19 protein-coding genes are annotated in these 18740 nt (G+C 68.3%); 8 read left to right on the top strand and 11 right to left on the bottom strand.

Annotation, left to right across the window (positions count from 1 at the left end; translation table 11 throughout):
• Positions 1-290 precede the first annotated feature (290 nt).
• Together E3O18_RS08205 and E3O18_RS08200 are read right to left on the bottom strand one after the other, a co-directional pair.
• Positions 291-2513, bottom strand: coding sequence for an MMPL family transporter (locus E3O18_RS08205; RefSeq protein ID WP_166784902.1), 2223 nt, complete (start codon positions 2511-2513; stop codon positions 291-293).
• Between the two features lie 83 nt (positions 2514-2596).
• A complete protein-coding gene (locus tag E3O18_RS08200; RefSeq protein ID WP_166784901.1) occupies positions 2597-3229 on the bottom strand; it encodes a TetR/AcrR family transcriptional regulator in 633 nt (210 codons plus the stop codon).
• A 991-nt stretch (positions 3230-4220) separates the two neighbouring features.
• Here E3O18_RS08200 and E3O18_RS08190 point away from each other — a divergent pair.
• The gene (locus E3O18_RS08190) at positions 4221-5024 is read left to right on the top strand and encodes an ice-binding family protein (RefSeq protein WP_198410614.1); all 804 of its coding nucleotides are present in this window, start codon (positions 4221-4223) and stop codon (positions 5022-5024) included.
• Between the two features lie 307 nt (positions 5025-5331).
• On the opposite strand, the gene E3O18_RS08185 is transcribed toward E3O18_RS08190, so the two are convergent.
• The 3 genes from E3O18_RS08185 to E3O18_RS08175 all read right to left on the bottom strand — a co-directional run bounded on the left by E3O18_RS08185 (position 5332) and on the right by E3O18_RS08175 (position 8352).
• Positions 5332-5730, bottom strand: a complete 399-nt coding sequence (locus E3O18_RS08185; RefSeq protein ID WP_134417863.1) for a nuclear transport factor 2 family protein — start codon at positions 5728-5730, stop codon at positions 5332-5334.
• Between the two features lie 229 nt (positions 5731-5959).
• On the bottom strand, positions 5960-7249 hold the full coding sequence (locus E3O18_RS08180; RefSeq protein ID WP_166784900.1) for an HNH endonuclease signature motif containing protein: 1290 nt from the start codon (positions 7247-7249) through the stop codon (positions 5960-5962).
• A gap of 131 nt (positions 7250-7380) precedes the next feature.
• Positions 7381-8352, bottom strand: a complete 972-nt coding sequence (locus E3O18_RS08175; RefSeq protein WP_198410904.1) for a LysR family transcriptional regulator ArgP — start codon at positions 8350-8352, stop codon at positions 7381-7383.
• Positions 8353-8421: 69 nt separating this feature from the next.
• On the opposite strand from E3O18_RS08175, the gene E3O18_RS08170 reads away from it, so the two are divergent.
• Positions 8422-9051, top strand: coding sequence for a LysE/ArgO family amino acid transporter (locus E3O18_RS08170; protein WP_134417861.1), 630 nt, complete (start codon positions 8422-8424; stop codon positions 9049-9051).
• A gap of 219 nt (positions 9052-9270) precedes the next feature.
• On the opposite strand, the gene nagA is transcribed toward E3O18_RS08170, so the two are convergent.
• The 4 genes from nagA to E3O18_RS16780 form a co-directional block, all read right to left on the bottom strand.
• A complete protein-coding gene (gene nagA, locus E3O18_RS08165) occupies positions 9271-10425 on the bottom strand; it encodes an N-acetylglucosamine-6-phosphate deacetylase (protein WP_134417860.1) in 1155 nt (384 codons plus the stop codon).
• A gap of 69 nt (positions 10426-10494) precedes the next feature.
• Positions 10495-11280, bottom strand: a complete 786-nt coding sequence (locus E3O18_RS08160) for a glucosamine-6-phosphate deaminase (protein ID WP_134417858.1) — start codon at positions 11278-11280, stop codon at positions 10495-10497.
• Positions 11281-11311: 31 nt separating this feature from the next.
• Positions 11312-12556 carry a PTS transporter subunit EIIC gene (locus E3O18_RS08155; RefSeq protein WP_104171484.1) on the bottom strand — a complete coding sequence of 415 codons (1245 nt, stop codon included), beginning with the start codon at positions 12554-12556 and terminating at the stop codon, positions 11312-11314.
• Between the two features lie 57 nt (positions 12557-12613).
• Positions 12614-13363: a GntR family transcriptional regulator gene (locus tag E3O18_RS16780; RefSeq protein ID WP_134417857.1), complete on the bottom strand. Its 750-nt coding sequence runs from the start codon at positions 13361-13363 to the stop codon at positions 12614-12616.
• A 171-nt stretch (positions 13364-13534) separates the two neighbouring features.
• On the opposite strand from E3O18_RS16780, the gene E3O18_RS08145 reads away from it, so the two are divergent.
• Together E3O18_RS08145 and E3O18_RS08140 are read left to right on the top strand one after the other, a co-directional pair.
• Complete coding sequence (locus E3O18_RS08145) at positions 13535-13807, top strand: PTS glucose/sucrose transporter subunit IIB (RefSeq protein ID WP_255570053.1); 273 nt, start codon at positions 13535-13537, stop codon at positions 13805-13807.
• Entirely contained in the window at positions 13804-14262 is a 459-nt protein-coding gene (locus E3O18_RS08140) for a PTS glucose transporter subunit IIA (RefSeq protein WP_134398288.1), read from the top strand. Before E3O18_RS08145 ends, E3O18_RS08140 begins: the two co-directional genes overlap by 4 nt.
• 170 nt (positions 14263-14432) lie before the next feature.
• On the opposite strand, the gene E3O18_RS08135 is transcribed toward E3O18_RS08140, so the two are convergent.
• Positions 14433-15092 (bottom strand): cob(I)yrinic acid a,c-diamide adenosyltransferase, encoded by a 660-nt coding sequence (locus E3O18_RS08135; protein WP_134417856.1) that lies wholly within the window; start codon positions 15090-15092, stop codon positions 14433-14435.
• Positions 15093-15351: 259 nt separating this feature from the next.
• On the opposite strand from E3O18_RS08135, the gene E3O18_RS08130 reads away from it, so the two are divergent.
• The 4 genes from E3O18_RS08130 to E3O18_RS16090 are packed head-to-tail and all read left to right on the top strand — an operon-like array spanning position 15352 to position 16955.
• Complete coding sequence (locus E3O18_RS08130) at positions 15352-16218, top strand: BCCT family transporter (protein WP_166784899.1); 867 nt, start codon at positions 15352-15354, stop codon at positions 16216-16218.
• Positions 16215-16355, top strand: a complete 141-nt coding sequence (locus E3O18_RS16100; protein ID WP_166784898.1) for a BCCT family transporter — start codon at positions 16215-16217, stop codon at positions 16353-16355. Before E3O18_RS08130 ends, E3O18_RS16100 begins: the two co-directional genes overlap by 4 nt.
• A 13-nt stretch (positions 16356-16368) precedes the next feature.
• A complete protein-coding gene (locus E3O18_RS16095; RefSeq protein ID WP_166784897.1) occupies positions 16369-16650 on the top strand; it encodes a BCCT family transporter in 282 nt (93 codons plus the stop codon).
• Positions 16596-16955, top strand: a complete 360-nt coding sequence (locus E3O18_RS16090; protein ID WP_166784896.1) for a BCCT family transporter — start codon at positions 16596-16598, stop codon at positions 16953-16955. Before E3O18_RS16095 ends, E3O18_RS16090 begins: the two co-directional genes overlap by 55 nt.
• A gap of 28 nt (positions 16956-16983) precedes the next feature.
• On the opposite strand, the gene E3O18_RS16560 is transcribed toward E3O18_RS16090, so the two are convergent.
• The gene (locus E3O18_RS16560; protein WP_241978149.1) at positions 16984-18600 is read right to left on the bottom strand and encodes an ADP-ribosylglycohydrolase family protein; all 1617 of its coding nucleotides are present in this window, start codon (positions 18598-18600) and stop codon (positions 16984-16986) included.
• Between the last annotated feature and the right edge of the window lie 140 nt (positions 18601-18740).

Below are 18740 nucleotides of genomic sequence, written 5' to 3'. Positions count from 1 at the left end.
CAACCCGTCGTGAATGCCACGGCGCATGTGTATCTCTGCTTGACAATCGATCTCCATTTTTCGCGGTGGGGCATCAGTAATGCGGCGCCTGGATGGTGCTTGGTGTTGATCGTGAAGACTCCACCCGGGCCGAATCTAGCGGGCGTGGCACCGCTGGCTACATCCCCAGAACGGGCGGGCCGTCCCTCGTGACGCGGACCTGGGGATCTTCAGGAAAATGTAGGGCAGCCTGGCGCACGGTAGAACGTAAGCCAGTTTCCACAGGGTGCGCCTCGGCATCCGTCACGCGGCTATTTCTGCACCAACACCCTGGTCAGTCCTGCTGCTCCGGAGCCCGTCCCACCATCGGGGCCGGCCTCCGCATCGGCCGACGACCGGCGCTTCGGGCGCCCCCACGCTCCGCGGCCCGCGATCGCGAGCAGCGCCGGCACGAGCACCAGCATCACGACGAGCGCGTACACGGCGACGGACATCGCCAGGCCGAAGCCGAACATGGTCACGGTGCGCTGGTCGTTGAGAATGAAGCTGCCGAAGACGACGACCATGACGGATGCCGCGGCCAGGATCACCCGGGCCGTCGCGGCCAGGCCGTCACGCACCGCCCGGTCGGCGTCTCCCGTGCGGGCGAGCTCCTCCTTGACGCGGCTGAGCAGGAACACGGTGTAGTCGGTGGACAGCCCGAACAACACCGCGAACAGCATCACCGGAACGAACGATTCCACCGGGCCGGAGGACACCCCGAGCAGGCCGGCGGGCCACCACCCCCATTGGAACACGGCGACGACCGGGCCGTAGGCGGCGCCGACCGCGAACAGGTTCATGATGACGGCCATGGCCGCGATGAACGGCGCCCGGAACTCGATCAGCAGAACGATGAAGGCCAGCACGACGACGATCAGGATGAACCAGCCGATCTGCGCCAGGAGCGTGTCGGCCAGGTCGATGCTGGTCGCGGTTGCCCCGCCGACGTGGGCGGCCGCGCCCGGTGCCGCGGCCGGCAGCACGGTGTCGCGCAGGTCGTGCACGAGGGTTTCGGTGGCGGCGTCATCCGGCGAGCTGGTGGGGATCACGGTGAACAGCGCGGTCGTTCCGTTCTCGGCCAGCCGCGGGGGTGTGACCGCGCTGACGCCATCCGTTGCCGCCAGTTGCGTGTGCACGGCCATGCTTGCGGCCTGGCTCTCGGGCGGCGTGGAGTCGGCGCCGAAGTCGACCGTGACCAGGAGCGGGCCCGCCCACCCGGCGCCGAAGCCGTCGACGATGAGGTCGTAGGCCTTGCGCTGGGTGGTGTCGGCGGCCTGGGATCCACCGTCGGCGGTGCCGAGGCGAAGGGACAGCAGCGGCAGGGCGAGAATCGCCAGCACGAGCACGGCGGCGAGCGCCGAGACCCAGCGCCGACGCTGGATGCCGCCGACCCAGCCGCGCCAGCCGGAGGCGGGCCGCGGGTGGGAGGTGCTCGGGGCATCCGTCGCGGCATTCGTCACGGCCGTCTTCTTGCGGAGCTTGCGCACCCGCACGCGGTCCAGGTTGGTGCCGAAGATGGCCAGCAGCGCCGGCAGCAGGGTGACGGCGGCGAGCATCGTGGCACTTACCACGATGGCGCTGGCCAGCCCGAGGGAGGAGACGAACGGGATGCCGATGGCGTAGAGGCTGAGGATGGCGATGATCACCGTGGCGCCGGCCACCAGAACGGAACGGCCCGCGGTGGTCATGGCCGCCTCGATGGATGCGTTCGGGGCCAGGCCCTGGGACATCCCCTCACGGTGCCGGGTGACGATCAGCAGGGCGTAGTCGATGCCCACGCCCAGGCCGATCATGGCGGCCACGATCGGACCGGACGTGCCGATGGTCACCGTCGAGGCGATCATGGTGATCGAGGCGAGCCCGATGCCGAGGGCCATCAGTGCGCTGACCAGGGTGACCAGCATCGCGAAGACGGAGCCGAATACCAGGAGCAGCACCAGGGCGGCGGCGAGCAGCCCGTAGGCCTCGCTTCCCGACGGCCCGGACTCGGCCTGGGCGGCGGGGCCGCCGAATTCGACCTGGACCCCGGCATCCTGCACGCCGTCGAAGGCCGCCTGCGTCTCGGCCAGCGTCTCGACGGGGATGTCCTTGGCCCGCTCGGTGAACTGGATGGTCACCATCGCCGTCATTCCGTCTTCGGAGACCATCGGCTGCGGGGGGCCGTACGGTGAGCGCACGGCGGCGACACCGTCGAGGGCGGCCAGCTCGGCCACGGCCTCCTCCACCGCGGTGCGGGTGGCCGGAGACGTGACGGGCTCCGCGGCATCCGTGCTGTGCACAATGGCCTGCATGCCGTCACCGGACAGTTCCGGGAACTGCTCGCGCAGGGTGTCGTAGGCGGCCTGCGAGTCGGTGCCGGCGAGGGTGAGGTCGTTGCTGAAGGTGCCGCCGATCACCCGGCTGCCGACCAGGGCGCCGAGGAGCAGCACCAGCCACAGTCCGACCACGATCCAGCGGTGCCGGGTTGATATGCGAGCGAGTGCAGAGAGCACGGAGAGTCCCATCACGGTTCATCGAGTCCGGCAGCACCATTCGGGCTGCTGATCTGAGACTAAAGGAAATGAGACAGCGTTGTCTAGTTTTGTGCCTGGGAGTTCTTGTTGTCTGTCGTCTTGTTGTCTGTCGTCTTGTTGTCGGTCGCGATGCCGCCGACCAGGGTGCGGAAGATGAGGTCGGACACGTCGGCGTCGGAGTGCTTCGTGGTCGGCGCGGCCCGAACGGCGGCGATGAGCAGGGAGGCCATGGCCGTGACGATCCACTCCGGTGACAGGTCGGAACGGATGTCGCCTTCGAGCTGACCGCGCTTGACGACGTCGACCACGGGGGCGAGCACCTGGTCGCGCTGGGTGAGGAATCGCGGGCTGGCGTCCGACGCCTTCATCAGGATGATGCGGAAGCGCATCCCGTGCTTGCCCAGCGCGCCGATGACGCGCCGGAGCACCTCGAGCGCGTTCCCATCGTCGAGGCGACACGCGAAGAGGGTCTCCGACGCGCGGGTGAGGGCCTCCGCCTGGATCGCCTTGAGCAGGGTCTGCCGGGTGCTGAAGTGGCGGTAGAGGGTGGCGCGGGTCAGGTTCGCGGCCTGCGCGACATCCGCCATCGATGAGTCGGGGTCGCGGGCGAGCACGTCGGCCGCCGCCGCAAGGAGGGCCCGCTGGTGGCGTTCCACGTCGATGCGCGGCACGGCTGGCTGTTTAGGGCTGGGCATGGAACCTTTCCGGGGAGTGCGTCGCTGTCGAGAATACGCGACGGGGGCATCCATGGCGGGCTGGGCCCTCGATCTGCTGGCCTGCTGTCGAGGTGCCGGTCAGTGTCCACTCGGACACCCCGACACCGTCGTTGCACACCCAGTGCCGGTCGTCACCGTAGTGCACATCGGAGATGCCCTCGAACCGCTTCGCAAGCCCCGGCTGCGCCTCCCACCAAGGCACGGACGCTCCCCCGCCAACGCGAAGCGGCTGCTCGAGAGCATTGCGCCGGCAAAGCGGCCGAGCGCCCGTTGGCCGAGTGAATCTCGTACTGGTCTCGCCGAATCACGGAGGAGCACCGCCTGGTCTATGCCGTGGAAGAGGAGCGGATCGTCGTGATGGCGACGAAGTATCACCACTCGGGGCGGTCGGGCATCCGTGCTGGTCAGAACGGGACTGGTCAGAACGGCGCATCGTCCGGCGGCAGTGGCCGGGCGGGTCTCGCCGTACGGGGAGGAGTCCACTACTCACCCGGTGGGGCGATCGGGGTGGCCGGCTGTACTTCGCCACGTATGCTCGCCATCCACGGTTCTACCGCCCAGGACGTTTCCGTCTTCCACCGATGCGGCGCCATGCGGCGCCATGCCGATGACACTATCGGCCGCACGAGCCCGGCCCTCCATACTCATGGCGTAGTCGAGATATTCCCCTCAGTGGCACGTGGCTCCTCAGCGACGCGAACTATTCATCTGAACGCCACGCGCCGTGTTCGGGGGCGCAGTTATCACCCCTAGTCTGGGGTTAGACAGATTCGATTCGTTGGATTCCAGCTCAGTGGGGCGCACTTTCTCGTGCGCGATGCCCGTCTTTCCTTCGCGGCTGGAGAGGTGCATTCCCGGCACACTTCCGCCAGTGAGCGAAACCCGGCCATCGTTCCGGGGACCGCCATGTTCAGCGGCCCTGCCCTCGCGTCCGCGCTCGCGGATGTGTCTCACGGGAAAGGCAATCACCATGTCCACTTTCACTAAGAAACCACACTCCGGCATCCGTCGTTGGCTGCCGGCAATGCTTTTCGCAGTCGCCATCGCAGGCGTCGGCACGGCCGGCCTCGGCACCGCGGGCGCCACCCCGGCGTCGGCAGCCGTGCCCATCGGGTCCGTGCGCGCGCCGATCGCGCTCGGCTCCGCCGGCACCTTCGCCATTCTTTCCCAGACTGGTGTGACGGATGTCTACGCGTCGGCGGTCAACGGAAACGTCGGCGCCAGCCCGATCACGGGTGCCGCCATCCACCTGAGCTGCGGCGAAGTGCAGACCGGCATCATCTACACGGTCGACGCCGCCGGCCCGGCCTGCGCGGTCACCGACCCGGCCTACCTGAACACCGTCGTCGGCGACATGGGCATCGCCTACCAGGATGCCGTCAGCCGCGGCCAGGCTGACGCGATCGACTTGGGCGCCGGTGAGATCGGCGGCCTCACGCTGAACCCGGGCCTCTACCAGTGGACCACCGGAGTCACCATCTCGAGCGACGTCACCCTGACCGGCGGCCCGAACGACGTGTTCATCTTCCAGGTCGCCGGCAACATCAGCGAGGCTAGCGCCAAGCAGGTCACCCTCGCCGGTGGAGTACAGGCGAAGAACGTGTTCTGGCAGACCGCCGGCTCCGTGTCAATCGGCACGGCGGCGCACTTCGAGGGCGTCGTGCTCTCCAAGTCGCTCATCGCGGTGAAGACCGGCGCGACGGTCAACGGTCGCCTGCTCTCGCAGACCGCCGTCACCCTGCAGATGAACACGGTCACCCAGCCCGCACTCTAGCGCGCACTCCGCGCCGCCAGGTTCGTGGCCGCACCGGACACCTGTGTCAGCCGCCCGGCCGCACTCGTCCGGTGCGGCCACAATCAGCTGCTTGGCGCCGTCACCGGCTGGCATCCAGCGAACACCGCTGCAGCGGCCAACCTGATCGGATGCGCGCTAGCCGCGGCTCAGCCGATGACTTTTCACCGTGCACAAGTTCTCCTGCGGTCGTGGCGCGTGGTGTGGAAGCGGGCGCACGGTAGAACATGCGCCCACTTCCATAGGGTGCGCCGCGGCATCCGTCACACGAGCCTGGGCGCCGTTGGCGTCACTCGACGATCTTCCAGAAGGAATCTTCGCGGGTGATCTTGGCGTGCTCGTGGAACTCGAGCAGGTCGAGCCCGCGCACCTCGATCTGCTGGCCCGCGGTCGAGGTTCCGGTCAGCGTCCACTCGGACACCCCGACGCCGACGCCGTCATTGACACCGTCGTTGCCCACCCGGTGCCGGTCGTCGCCGTAGTGCACATCGGGGATGCCCTCGAAGCGCTTGGCGAGCCCGGCCCTGACCGCCTCTTTGCCCACGAACCGGTCGCCGCGCGGCTTCGCACCCCTCGGCAGGGAGAAGACGCAGTCGTCGGCGAAGTAGCCCATGATGGCGTCCAGTTCATGCCGGTTGAAGGCATCCAGAAAGCCATTCAGCACTTCGCGTGTCACTTTGTCGCTCATGTGAACCTGCCTCCTCGTGTGCCGTGCGAGCCCACCGGGCTCGAGCGATGAATCTGTGCGAGCGTAACCAGCGACGCGCAATGTTTCAAGGACGCGCAATGCTTCAAGGATTACGCCCAGGCTGCGCCTCCCAACACGGCTCGGATGCTCCCCGCCAACGCGACCCGATCGCGGCGAGGTATCGCTACTAGGGGCGGTCAGGCATCCGTTCTGGTCAGAGCCGTGCCGGTCAGAACGGCACCTCGTCGGGCAGTGGCGGCCGGGCGGGTCTGGACGTTCGGGGAGTTGTCGGGGGCGCACCCGGTGGGGCGATCCGGGTGGCCGGCTCCGTCACGAACTCGCGTCCGGACGGTGAATTCCAGGTGAGGATGCCGCCGGGTTCTTGTTTCACCGTCCACCCGGTCTCGGTCTTCAGCGCGTGACAGCCCGGGCAGAGATGGGCCAGGTTGTTGTGGGCGGTGTGACCGAGGTCTTGCCACTCATGGGTATGGTCGAGGTCGGCGGTGCGGGCCGGCTGATTGCAGCCGGCGAAGCGACAGGTTTCGTCGCGTAATCGGAGGAACCGCCGGAGCGCCTTCGGAACCTTGTACCGTTCGCGGCCGACCGAGAGCACGATCCCCGTCTCGGGATGGGTCAGGATGCGCGTGAAACTCGGCGCTCGCGAGGCCAGGTCGCGGGCTGTGTCGGGGTCGATCGGCCCGTAACCCTCGAGGTAGCCGGGTTCTTCGCTGTGGCCGAGGAGCGTCATCACCGGGACGGTGATCTGAACCGTGGCACGGATGCCCTTGCCGATGCCCGACGGGGTCACACCGTCGATCAGCAGGTCGCTGATCACGTCGGTGCGCACCTGGGTGAGGGACCGCTGCTCCCCCGGCCCCATCAGGCTGAGGGCGGCGTCGTTCGCCCGGGCGAAGATGGCGTGCACGGTGTCGGCGCTCGTGGTCACGGTCAGGGTCGCCATGCCGTCGGGTTCCGCCTGAAGATAGGAGGTGCGCTCCGCGAAGGATTTCTCTCGCCGGGCGGTGATGGATTCCGGGTGCAGGCGCTCGCGGAGCACGCGGGCCTTGTGCTTGAGCTTGGCCGCCGTCAGGGTGCGCGCGGCCGGCAGCAGCGCCTCCTCGAAGGCGGGTAGCGCCGCTTCGGGCACCGAGCAGGCCTGCCCGATCAGCACCTGGGCGTGACGGTAGCTGATCTCCCCGGCCTGCAGCGCCGCCCGGGTGCCGGGGAGGTCTTCGGCCAGGGCCCGGGACTCGGCGATCAGGCTCACTGCGGTGGGTTCGGGGATGCGCAGGGTGCAGGCCAGTTCGCTGGAGAATTCACGCCGGGCGATCTCGTCGGGCTCCCACCGGGCACCCGCTCGGCGGGGTGTGTTTGCGGCAAACTTCTCGCTGAAGCGGCGGGCGTCATCGATCAGGTCGGCCCGCTGTGCGAAGCCCCGCGCGAGGCTGCGGTCGACGGCGGCTATCGCGTCGAAACGCGAGCCGAGCTGGGCCTGCGAGGTGCTGACTGAGGTGGTCATAGCAGTCACGTTACGGGGTGCCACTGACATTCTTTGAGGGTTTCTCAGCGGCTCGAACAAGCTGGTCAAAGTATTTTTGGGGAGGGATTGTCGGCAGCGACGCCCGCTTCGCCGGGCGGCTCGGCGAGGCCCTAGGGGTGGAGACTGGCCGCTGCGACGCGGCCCACGGCATCCGTCACCTGGTTCAGCAGCCGGGAGGCGATGTTCCAGCGCTGCCAGTAGAGCACCACGTCGATCGGATGCCCCGGGGCCAGTTCCACGAGCCGGCCGTCGCCGATCTCGGTGAGGCATTGCTGCTCGGGCAGCAGCCCCCAGCCCAGGCCGAGCACCACCGCGCGGGCGAAGTCGGCCGAGGTGGGGATGTGGTGACGCGGGACATCCGCGGCCCGGCCGCCGATGCTGCGCAGGAACCGGTGCTGCAGGTCGTCGCGACGGTCGAAGTTGACCATCGGGGCGGTGTCGAGCCCGGCGAGGTCTGGCCCGGCGGTGTCTGGCCCGGCGAGGTCTGGCCCGGCGAGGTCAGGCCCGGCGAGGTCAGGACCGGCGGTGCTTGCCACACCGCCCAGCCAGGCCTCGACGAACCGGGGGCTGGCCACAGCCCGATAGCGCATCGAGCCCAGCCGCGCCGAGCTGCACCCCTGCACCGCCTCCGCCGTGGAGGTAACCGCCGCCATTACGGCAACTGAACGCAGCAGCGAGTTGGTGTGCTCCTGGTCCTCACGGTAGATATCGAAGACAGCGCCGCTGTCGGTGGGCACGGCGGCGAGCGCATCCAGGAGCCAGGTGCCCAGGGAATCGGCGTTGACCGCCAGCGCCAGCGAGGTGCGGCCGCCCGTCTGCAGGCCCGCGCCGAGCTCGGTGGCCACGTCGCTCTCGAGCAACTGCACCTGCCGCGCATGCCGCAGCACGATGTCGCCGGCAATGGTGGGCAGAACCGGGTTCACCCGCTGGACCAGCACTTGACCGGCATCCTGTTCCATGGCCTTGACCCGTTGCGAGACAGCGGATGCCGTCAGCCGCAGCCGCTGCGCCGCCGCCTCGAACGTGCCCTCCTCGACGAGCGCAACCAGGGTGTGCAGGTGGTCCAGCTGGAACGCCATCATTAGCCTCGCTTAGGTATGCTTCGAAGGTTTAGCTGTACTGCGTGTTGAGCGCCTCCTAGATTTGCCACCATGGACCTCGCCACCACCCTCCTCCCCGCGCTGCTCGGGTTCGGCACCGGACTCGCCCTGATCGTCGCGATCGGCGCCCAGAACGCCTATGTTCTGAGGCTCGGGATCGAGGGGCGCACGCGCACCATCCTGCCGGCGGTGCTGATCTGTTCCATCTCGGATGCCGCGCTCATCTTCGCGGGAATCCTCGGCATCGGCCTGCTGGTGGAACAGACCCCGGTGGCGCTGATCGTGATCCGGGTTGTCGGGGCCGCGTTCCTGCTGGCCTACGGGGTGTTCGCCGCCGTACGGACCTTCAAACCGGGCTCCCTGGTGGCGAATGCTTCGCCGACCCCGATCGGCACCAAGGTGGCGGTGGCGACCATGCTCGCACTCACCTGGCTGAACCCGCACGTCTACCTGGACACCCTGATCTTCCTCGGGTCGGTCGCCAACCAGCAGGGCGAGGCCGCCCGCTGGTGGTGGGGCGCCGGCGCCATCACGGGCAGCTTCGTGTGGTTCTTCAGCCTCGGCTTCGGCGCCCGCCATCTGCGGCGGTTCTTCGCCCGCCCGCGTTCGTGGCGCATCCTCGACGGTTTCATCGCCGTCGTGATGCTCTCGCTCGGGGTACGGATGGCTTTCGGGGTGTAGCGGCGCCCGGGGTAGGGGTTTGTTTGCCGCCCGCCGCGCCGCCGCCCGTTCCACACCGCCCGCCGCCCGCCGCCCGAACGAATTCGACGGAGATTTTGGCTCAAACGCCCGAAAAAGGCACTTTCAGGCACGTTTTGGCGAGAATCTCCGTCGAATTCGTTCGGGGCTGGGCGGGGGAATGGGTCAGGGGAACGAACGGGGAGTCGGAACACGGACGAGCTACCGCGCGCACCAGACCCCGGCCTGCATCGTCGCCGTGACACACAGGCCCGCGTCGAGCACGATCAGGTCGGCGCGGAGGCCGGCGGCGAGCCGACCGCGGTCGGGGAGGCCGATCATGTCGGCCGGGTTCTGGGTGGCCGCCCGCACCGCGACGGCCAACGGCACTCCGGCGGTGTGCACGGCGTAGCGCACGGCTTCGCTCAGGGTCAGCACGCTGCCGGCGATCGTGCCGTCGGCCAGGCGCGCCACGCCGTCGGCGACGCTCACGTCGAGGCCGCCGAGCTTGTAGGCGCCGTCGTCCGCGCCGGCAGCGGCCATGGCATCCGTGACGAAGACGGGCCGCGACGGGCTTTCGATGATGAACCGCACGACGGCCGGATGCAGGTGCACGCCGTCGGCGATGAGCTCGGCGAAGACGTTCGGGTCTTCAAGCAAGGCGAGAGCCGGGCCGGGCTCACGCTGGTGAATTTGCCGCATCGCATTGAATACGTGCGTTCCTGCCGTGGCCCCCGCCGCGATCGCCTGCCGCGTCAGGTCGTAGTTCGCGTCGGTGTGCCCGATCGCGGCCACGGCCCCGTGGCCCGCGATCTGCGTCACGGCCAGTAGCCCGCCCTCCAGTTCAGGCGCGATGGTGACCATGCGCACGGTGCCTCGCCCCGCCCGCATCAACCGGTCGACGGTCTCAGTATCAGGCTCGCGCAACAAGCTCTCGTCGTGGGCCCCGCGGTGAACCGGACTCAGCCACGGGCCCTCCAGATGGATGCCGGCCAGCACTCCCCGTTCGACCAGCCCGGCCAGGGCTGCCACGGTGCGCTCGAATGTGTCAAGGGGACCGGTGACGAGACTGGCCATCATCGTGGTCGTGCCGTGAGCCCGGTGGGTCGCGGTGATCCGCGCCACGGCGGCGTCGGTGTCGGCGTCGTTGAAGCTGCTGCCGCCGCCGCCGTGCGTGTGGATGTCGACGTAGCCGGGCGCCAGGGTGCTCTCCGCGAAGACGTGGTCGGGCGCGCGGGGCGGCTCGCCCGCGCCGCACGCCACGATCCGTCCCGCACGGATGTCCACCCACCCCGGCGTGTGCACCGCATCGGGTGCGATCACGGCCCGGGCAGCGAGGAGCGTCGAGTCGACCTGGGTGGGTGCGGGCGGGGTCATGAGGGTGTCTCCAGGAGTCAGCGAGTTGCACGGAACGGGGTGAGGAAACGCGTCAGGATTCGCGGCGCGTCAGATCCCCTGCCAGGCGTGCTTGTTGGCCCAGGCGTACTTGTAGTAGGCGAGGTTCTCGAGCCGGGAGGCGGCGGCCTCGTCGACGATGACCGTCACATGCGGATGCAGCTGGATGACGGATCCCGGCTTGCTCGACGTGATCGGTCCCTCGACGGCGGCGGCGATGGCATCCGCTTTCTCCTCGCCGAAGGCCAGCAGAATGAGGTGCCGGGCCCGCAGAATGGTGCCCAGACCCTGCGTCATGCAGTGGATCGGCACGTCGTCGGGGGATGCGAAGAACCGCGCGTTGTCGACGCGGGTCTTCTCGGCGAGGGTCTTGATGCGCGTGATCGACGCGAACGACGACCCCGGCTCGTTGAACCCGACGTGCCCGGTACGGCCGATGCCGAGAATCTGCACGTCGATGCCGCCGGCGGCGCGAATGGCTGCCTCGTAGTCGACGCCCGCGGTCTCGATTGTGGCCAGGTCGCCGTTCGGCACCTGGATGTTCCCGGGGGTGAGACCGATCGGCATGACGGCGTCGCGGGTGATCACGGAGCGGTAGCCTTCCGGGTGGTCGGCCGGCAAGCCGACGTATTCGTCCAGTGCGAAGCCGCGCACCCGAGAGACGTCCATCGGGTTCTCCGCCAGCGACGCGGCGAGCGCCGCATAGACCGAGAGCGGGGTCGAGCCGGTGGCCAGACCCAGCACCGCGTCGGGCTTCCGGGTGATGAGTGCGCGAATGGACGCCGCCGCGAGCGTTCCCGCCGCGGCCTCACTGTCAACAAAAACTACTTCAGCCATTATTCGTGCTCCAGATTCTGGATTGTGTGGACTAGACCGACGTCGAGGAGGCGGAGTCCGGCGCACTGGCGTCGGGCACCTCGTCGTCGCCGCGGCCGGGGGTCTTCAGATTCCACTTGCGGATCACGAAGCGGAACAGGAAGTAGTAGATCGCGCCATACGCCAGCCCGATCGGGATGAGCAGGAGCGGTTTCTCGGCGAGGCCGAAGTTGAGCACGTAATCGAACAGACCCGCGCTGAAGCTGAAACCGTCGCGAATGCCCAGTGCGTTCACCAGAGCCATCGACGTCCCGGTGAGGAACGCGTGGATGACGAAGAGGGGGAACGCCACGAACATGAACGAGAACTCGAGGGGCTCGGTGACGCCGGTGAGCATGGCGGTGAGGGCACCGGAGAGCATGATGCCGCCGACGATCTTCTTCTGGGACGGCTTCGCCTCATGCCAGATGGCGAGGGCTCCGGCGGGCAGGGCGAACATCATGATCGGGAAGAACCCGGTCATGAAGGTTCCGGCGGTGGGGTCGCCGGCGAAGAACCGCGCGATGTCGCCGCTGGCGCCGTTGTAGTCGCCGATCACAAACCACACCACGGAATTGAGGATGTGGTGCAGCCCCACGGGGATGAGCAACCGGTTGGTGGTGCCGTACAGGAAGCCGCCCCAGATGTCGTTGGAGGTGACGACATCGCCGAAGGCCGTCAATCCGCCGGCGAAGGCCGGGTAGACGAAGCTGAGGAGAACGCCGAGTGCGAGCGCCACCACGGCGGTGATGATCGGGACGAAGCGTCGGCCACCGAAGAAGGCGAGATAGCTGGGCAAGGAGATGCGGTGATATTTCTGCCAGAGCACCGCAGAGACGATACCCATCAGGATGCCGCCGAGCACGCTGTAATCGACGAGAACCTGGGGGTCACCCTTGGCCGGCAGCCCCAGTACGAGAGGCGACATCGCCTCACCGACCTTGGAGAAGACGAGATAGCCGACCACGGCCGCGAGGGCGGTCGAGCCGTCGGACTTCTTCGCGAAGCCGATCGCGACGCCGACCGCGAAGAGCAACGGGAGGGCACCGAACAGCGCCCCGCCCGCCGAGGCGATGACGGCTCCGCCCGTTTCGAAGCCGGGAATGGCGCCGAGCAGGTCAGGCTGACCGATGCGGAGAAGCAGCCCGGCGGCAGGCAACGCCGCGATGGGCAACATAAGGCTGCGGCCGACTCGCTGAGCCTGGCCCAGGCCCGGTATTTTTCGTCGCGTCCCGGCGTCTTCGGTGATGCTGGACATGAATTCCTCCTGTGATGGGTGTGGTGAGTGGGGCCCGGTCTCATGCCGGGCCGGAGATCAGAGCTGGTGCCGGAGATTCAGGGTCATGTGAATCTGGTAGCGATCACCGCGGTACCAGGACGTGACGTACTCGATGGCGGCTGACCCCGCCGACGAGGTGCGCCGGAAGACGATGAGCGGCGCCCCCGCGGTGACGCCCAGCGTCTCCGCGAGTTGGGGACCGGCAGCATCCGCCCAGACCGCCTGCTCGGCGTTGTCGATGCGCAGGCCGTATTCGGTCGCGAACGTCGCGTACAGGGAGCGGGTGAGGTCTTGCTCGCCAAGATTCGGCAGCAGCTCCGCCGGATAGTAGCCGCGTTCGAGGGCCATCGGGGTGCCGCCGGCCAGCCGGAGCCGTTCGACGACCTGCACCCGGGCGCCCGCGCCCAAACCGAGTGCCGCCCGCACATCGAGCGGTGCCTCGATCAGCGCGGTGGCCAGTAGGAGTGTTGCCGGAACAAGACCGCGACGGCGCATGTCCTCGGTGAAGGAGGCCAGGTGCAGATCGCTCTGCACACGCTCGCCCGCCACGAAGGTGCCCTTGCCCTGGATGCGGTAAAGCAGACCCTCCTCGACCAGCTGACGGATGGCCTCCCGCACGGTAGACCGGCTGACGCCGTATTTCGCCATCAGCTTGCGCTCGGGCGGAATCGCGGCGTGTGGAGCCAGGGTCTTCTCGACCAGATCCTGCAGGATCGAGCGCAGCTGCGTTTGCTTGGACACCGGCCCGGCTGCGAGCATTGAGCTCTCCTCCTGAGTCTGGCTCATGGCGTTGCCTTTCACTTGTTGATCGGTTCGGTCGGCGTCGAGCCCGAGTGGTGTAGTACCACTTCCACTGAGTGGTCCGTACTGGTACGATCCAATAGTTAGATCATGAAGGCAGGGCACCCCACTTGTCAACACCGAGTGCGGCCCGGGCCTTCGATCGAATCGCAGTCGATGAGCCCGTCGCAGTGCCCACCACAGAAGGAACAGAAGATGACTAGCAAAGCCGCGCAGATCCTGGCCGCCCTCGGCGGAAAAACCAACATCGTCGAAATCGAGGCGTGCATCACTCGCCTGCGCACCGAGGTGACCGACCCCGCGGTCGTGAACGAGGCGGCGCTCAAGGCCGCCGGAGCGCACGGTGTCTTCCGTTCCGGCACCATTGTGCAGGTCGTCGTAGGCCCCGAGGCCGACAACCTGGCCGAGGACATCGAGGACCTGCTGTGATCGTTCTCTCCCCCGTGCCCGGCCGCGCCGTGCCGCTCGCCGAGGTACCCGACCCCACCTTCGCCCAGGCCATCGTGGGCCCGGGCGCCGCGATCGACCCGCCGCGCGGCGTGGTCGACGCCATCGCCCCGATCAGCGGCACCCTGCTCAAGGTGTTCCCGCACGCCTACGTGATCGTCTCCCCCGACGGCCTGGGTGTGCTTGTGCATTTGGGTATCGACACCGTCGAACTGCACGGCGAGGGCTTCACCCTGCTCGCACAACAGGGCGACCACGTCTCTGCCGGCGACATCATCGTCACCTGGGACGTGTCGGCGATCGAGGCCACCGGGCGCAACCCGATCGTGCCGGTGATCATCCTCGAACAGAAGGCGGAGAACATCACGCTGGCGGATGCCGTCACGGCCGGCGCCCAGCTCGAGTCGGGCGACGTCTTCCTGACGGTCACCCGCTGAGCGTCCACCGCTGACCGTCGACCGCTGACGCATCCGCCGGGGGATTCATGGCGCTGGCGCTGGTACTGGTGCTGGTACTCGTGCTCATCGTGCCGCCGCCCGCGGCTCGCCTGCGGTCCGGTCGGAGGTTACGTGCGCGGCCGCGTCGCCGATCTCGGCGAGCAGCACCGTCAGGCGCCGCCGGCGCCCGTTTCCGGACGGTCGTCGCCGACCTCTTCCTGCGCCATCGCCCGAGCCGAAGCCTCGGGCACCCACATCACGTCGCCGTGCTCGGCGTTGGCTCCCCGGGCCAGCACGAACATCAGGGACGACAGCCGGTTCAGGTACCGAGCGGTGAGCGGGTCCACGGAGGTCGGGTGCAGGTCGATGGCAACCCACACCGCTCGCTCGGCACGGCGCACGACGCCACGCGCCTGGTAGAGCAGTGCGGCTGCGACCGTCCCGCCGGGGAGCACGAAGCCGCTCAGGTCTGCGGCCTGCTGCGCAAAGTGATCGACGGCACGCTCGAGCCGGGCACGGTGCGACTCGCGGATGCGTGCCGGTGCCGGCTCAGGGTCGTCGAGGGGCACGGACAGGTCGGCCATCAAATCGAACAGGTCGTTCTGCACGCTGGCGAGCGTACTGGTCACCTCGATGGGCAGGCCACCGGCAGCCATGGCAAAGCTGACTGCCGCGTTGGCCTCGTCGCAGGCTTCGTAGGCGGCGACACGCACGTCGGTCTTGGCCACGTCGCCGTGCCGGCCGAAGGTGGTGCGGCCGGAATCGCCCTTGCCGGTGTAGAGGGCCGGTTGGGCCGGTTGGGCCGATTCGAATTCTCCGAGGTCAGCCATAGCGGCCACGATAGTAATCGCCGCGCCATCCGCGTCGCGTTTAGGCGAGCCGCAAGCAGTTTTCTTCTCGCACCTTCGGCGACAGTGACGTGACGGGAACTGTCCGATCGACGGGTGTTCGATCACCGAGGAGCGATATGTCCAAGGATTCAGCAGATGGTATCGAGTCGGAGCTCGGGGACGCGGTCAGTGAACCGCACCGAGAGGGCCTGGCCACCATCGACAAAACGGTTTCGGCGTTTCCGCCGGCATCATCGTGGTGATCTGTCTGGTCGGGGTGCTGTTCACCGAGACCGTGGGCACCGTTTCGGCATCCGTTCTCGGCTGGGTAACCGGCAACCTCGGCTGGTTGTTCATTCTCGGGGCGTCGGGCTTCGTCGTCTTCTCGTTGGTGCTGGCCTTCGGGAGGTACGGCAGCATTCCGCTCTCCCGAGAGGGGCAGAGCACCGAGTTCTCGACAGTCTCCTGGGTGTCGATGATGTTCAGTGCAGGCATGGGGATCGGTCTGACGTTCTTCGGCGTGTACGAGCCGGTCACCCACCTGGCGACGCCGCCACCGTTCGTCGACGCGCCGGCGAACAGCCCGGAGGCTGCCAACGCGGCCATGGCGTACACCTTCTTCCACTGGGGTCTGCATCCGTGGGCGGTCTATTCGGTGGTCGGCTTGGCCTTGGCCTACTCCACCTACCGGATGGGCCGCGGCAACCTGATGAGCGCTCCGTTCCAGGCCCTGTTCGGCAAGGAACGGATCGAGGGCCAGGGCTGGGGCAAGCCGATCGACATCCTGGCGATCATCTGCACCCAGTTCGGTTCGGCGACATCGCTCGGGCTGGGCGCACTGAAGATCGCGGCCGGTGTCTCACTGCTTCGTTCCGGCCAATTCGAGGAGGATCCCGGAACGGTCGTGCCGATCATCACTATCTGCGTGCTGACCGTGGGGGTCGTGTTCTCCGCGGCGAGCGGGGTGGCGAAAGGCATCAAGTGGCTGAGCAACACCAACATGGTGCTGTCGGCCCTCCTGGACGTGTTCGTCTTTGTGGTCGGCCCGACCGTCTTCATCCTGAACCTGTTGCCGTCGTCGATCGGCGCCTATCTGACCGATCTCGTACCGATCTCGTACCGATGAGCTTCCACTCGGCGGTGTTCGGCGGCGACGACTGGTTGGCGAGCTGGACGATCTTCTACTGGGCGTGGTGGATCTCTTGGACCCCCGTTCGTAGGCACCTTCATCGCCCGGATCTCCCGTGGCCGCACCATACGTGAGTTCATTCTCGGCGTGCTTCTGGTGCCGACGGGGGTCAGCATCCTGTGGTTCGTCGTCTTCGGCGGCACGGAGCTGCACCTGCAGCTGAACGGTGTCGACATCGCCGGCACCGGCAGTGCGGCGGCCGGCTTCTTCGCGGCGTTGCAGCAATATCCGTTCTTCATCGGCTCGGCTCTCGTAGTGATGGTGCTCACAGCCGTGTTCTTCGTCAGGGGGGGGGGGAGGATGCGGGCGCTCTCGTGCTCGGGACGCTGTCGAGTCGCGGTCGTAAGGAGCCCTGGAAGCCGCTGGTGATCCTCTGGGCGATCCTCACCGGCGCCGTCGCTGCGGTTCTGCTGTTCGTGGGCGGGCTGGGTGCCCTGCAGACGTTCACCATCCTGGCGGCGACCCCGTTCGTTCTGATCATCATCGGGCTGTGCGTGTCGCTCCATGTGGATCTGCGTCGTGACCCGTCGCGCCAGCGCACCGTCGGGCCCGTGCGCACCTCCTCGGAGGCGCTCGGCGCGGTCCCGTTCACGAATCCGACCGCGGAGAGCACAGACCCGGGCGTACAACCGGATGCCGCGTCACCCCTCGACCCGGATGGCCATCGCCCCTGAGACCGGCCTGTTATTGCAGGCCGATCGCTTACGCCAGAGACGTGAGCGCCTGCAGGAACGCGGTGTTCGGATGCGCGTGCGGCAGGACATCCGTCACCTCGCGCAGCGCCTGCTCGATCGGGATCCCGCGGTGTCTCGCAGCGTAGAGCGCACCAACCGCGGGCGTGCGACTGACCGCTTGCACGCAGTGCACGAGCACGGTGCGTCCCTCGGCGCGCAGGGCCGCGATGACATCGACGGTGTCCGTGAGCACGAAGTCGAGGTTGGGGTTGGCCTTCTCCGCGGGCTCGTCGATCAGCCAGACCGCGACCTTGTTCTCAGCACGGATGCGGCCGGGAACCTGTGCGCGGCCGACCCGGCAGAGCGACACGACGGCGTCGATTTCCACCGGCAGGTCACCCAGGATACCGATCGCACCGAGCCAGACGCCGTCGTCGTGCGGGTGCCGTACCAAGGTGGAAATGTCGCCGGAGGTGGAGTACGGCAGGTGATCGGCGGTAGGCCAGGTGGTGGCGGCACGGTCCTTGCGGGACCGACGGTCGAGTACGGCCACGTCGCGGGGCTTGGCTGCACCAGGCTCGTTCCGGTCGGTGCCGGCCCGGTCGCGGCGCTCGGCCAGCACCGGGGACCCCGACACGCTCGACCACCGGGATCGCCCACCGTTCGAGCGGGCGGCCAGCACACCGCGGCGCACCAGTTCGTCGGCGCGCAATCCGCCCGGCCAGCCGTGCACGATGCGGCGCCAGGCGGCCGGCACCGCGGATGCGCCGTAGCGCGCCCCGAGCAGCCCACCCGCGATCGCGGCGACCGTGTCGGTGTCGCGGCCGCCACGCACGGCGATCTCGAGGGCGTCCTGCAGGTGCCCGGCGGGGGTGGCGGAGACGGTTCCCGTGCCGGAAGCGCCACCCGGCGCGCTCCGCGGCTGAATGATCGCCGACCAGGCCGCCTGCAGCGCCTCCACGACCCAGCCGTTCCGGCCGAAGTCGGAGGGAACGCCGGCCTCGGCCACGACGAGACGGGCCTCCCAGAGCGCGCGGCGGTCGGCGGGCAGGGCGTCGAGGCCCACCCGAACGTCGAGGGCGCCCTCGAGCACCGCGTGCCGAATGGCCAGGCACCAGAGCACGCAGGCGTCGCCGGCATCCGTTTCATAATGGGTGAGCGTGCTGATCGTGCGCGCAACGCCGGCGAGCGCCACCGGGTCGTCGAGGTAGGCGAGCGCTACGGGCGCCGTGCGCATGAGCGAACCGTTGCCGCCGCTGCGGCCGTGCCGGTCGTGATGGGCGCGGGCAACGACGCGCACCGCGGATGCCGTGGGCTCGGTTCGGGAGAGCACCGCGCGCAGCTGGTTGCCCACGTCCGGTGCCGTGCGGGCCCACTCGACCCAGGCAGCCACGATCTCGTCGAGCACGGCCTCGTCGCGGAGGTCCTGACCGGCCGCGATCGCGTTGACGATCGGCACGGCCATGGAGGTGTCGTCGGTCCACTCTCCGGGAGCCCAGTCGAACCCGCCGCCGCCCCTCATCGTGACCACGGCGTCGCTCGCGAGCGGCGGGCCGAACTCGTAGCCGGCGCCGAGGGCGTCGCCACAGGCCATGCCCAGCAGAACGCCGGCGGCGCGGTCCAGTTGTGCGGACGTCAGTTTCAAGCGTTTCCCCCGTGCAATCGTGCGATCGTGCAGCCAATGAAGTCGGGCTCCGGCAGGCCCGTTTTCCGGGCCCCCGAGGCACAAAACCCCGCGTCGAGCCTACGGGCGAAACGCCGCATCCGTCGCCGCCGCGTTCGAGG

Origin of the sequence: Cryobacterium sp. TMT2-42-4, assembly GCF_004402645.1 — a bacterium.
GTDB classification, from domain to species: Bacteria; Actinomycetota; Actinomycetes; order Actinomycetales; family Microbacteriaceae; genus Cryobacterium; species Cryobacterium sandaracinum.
Note: the sequence above shows the minus strand (reverse complement) of the source record. Positions and strands in the feature narration are given on the sequence as shown.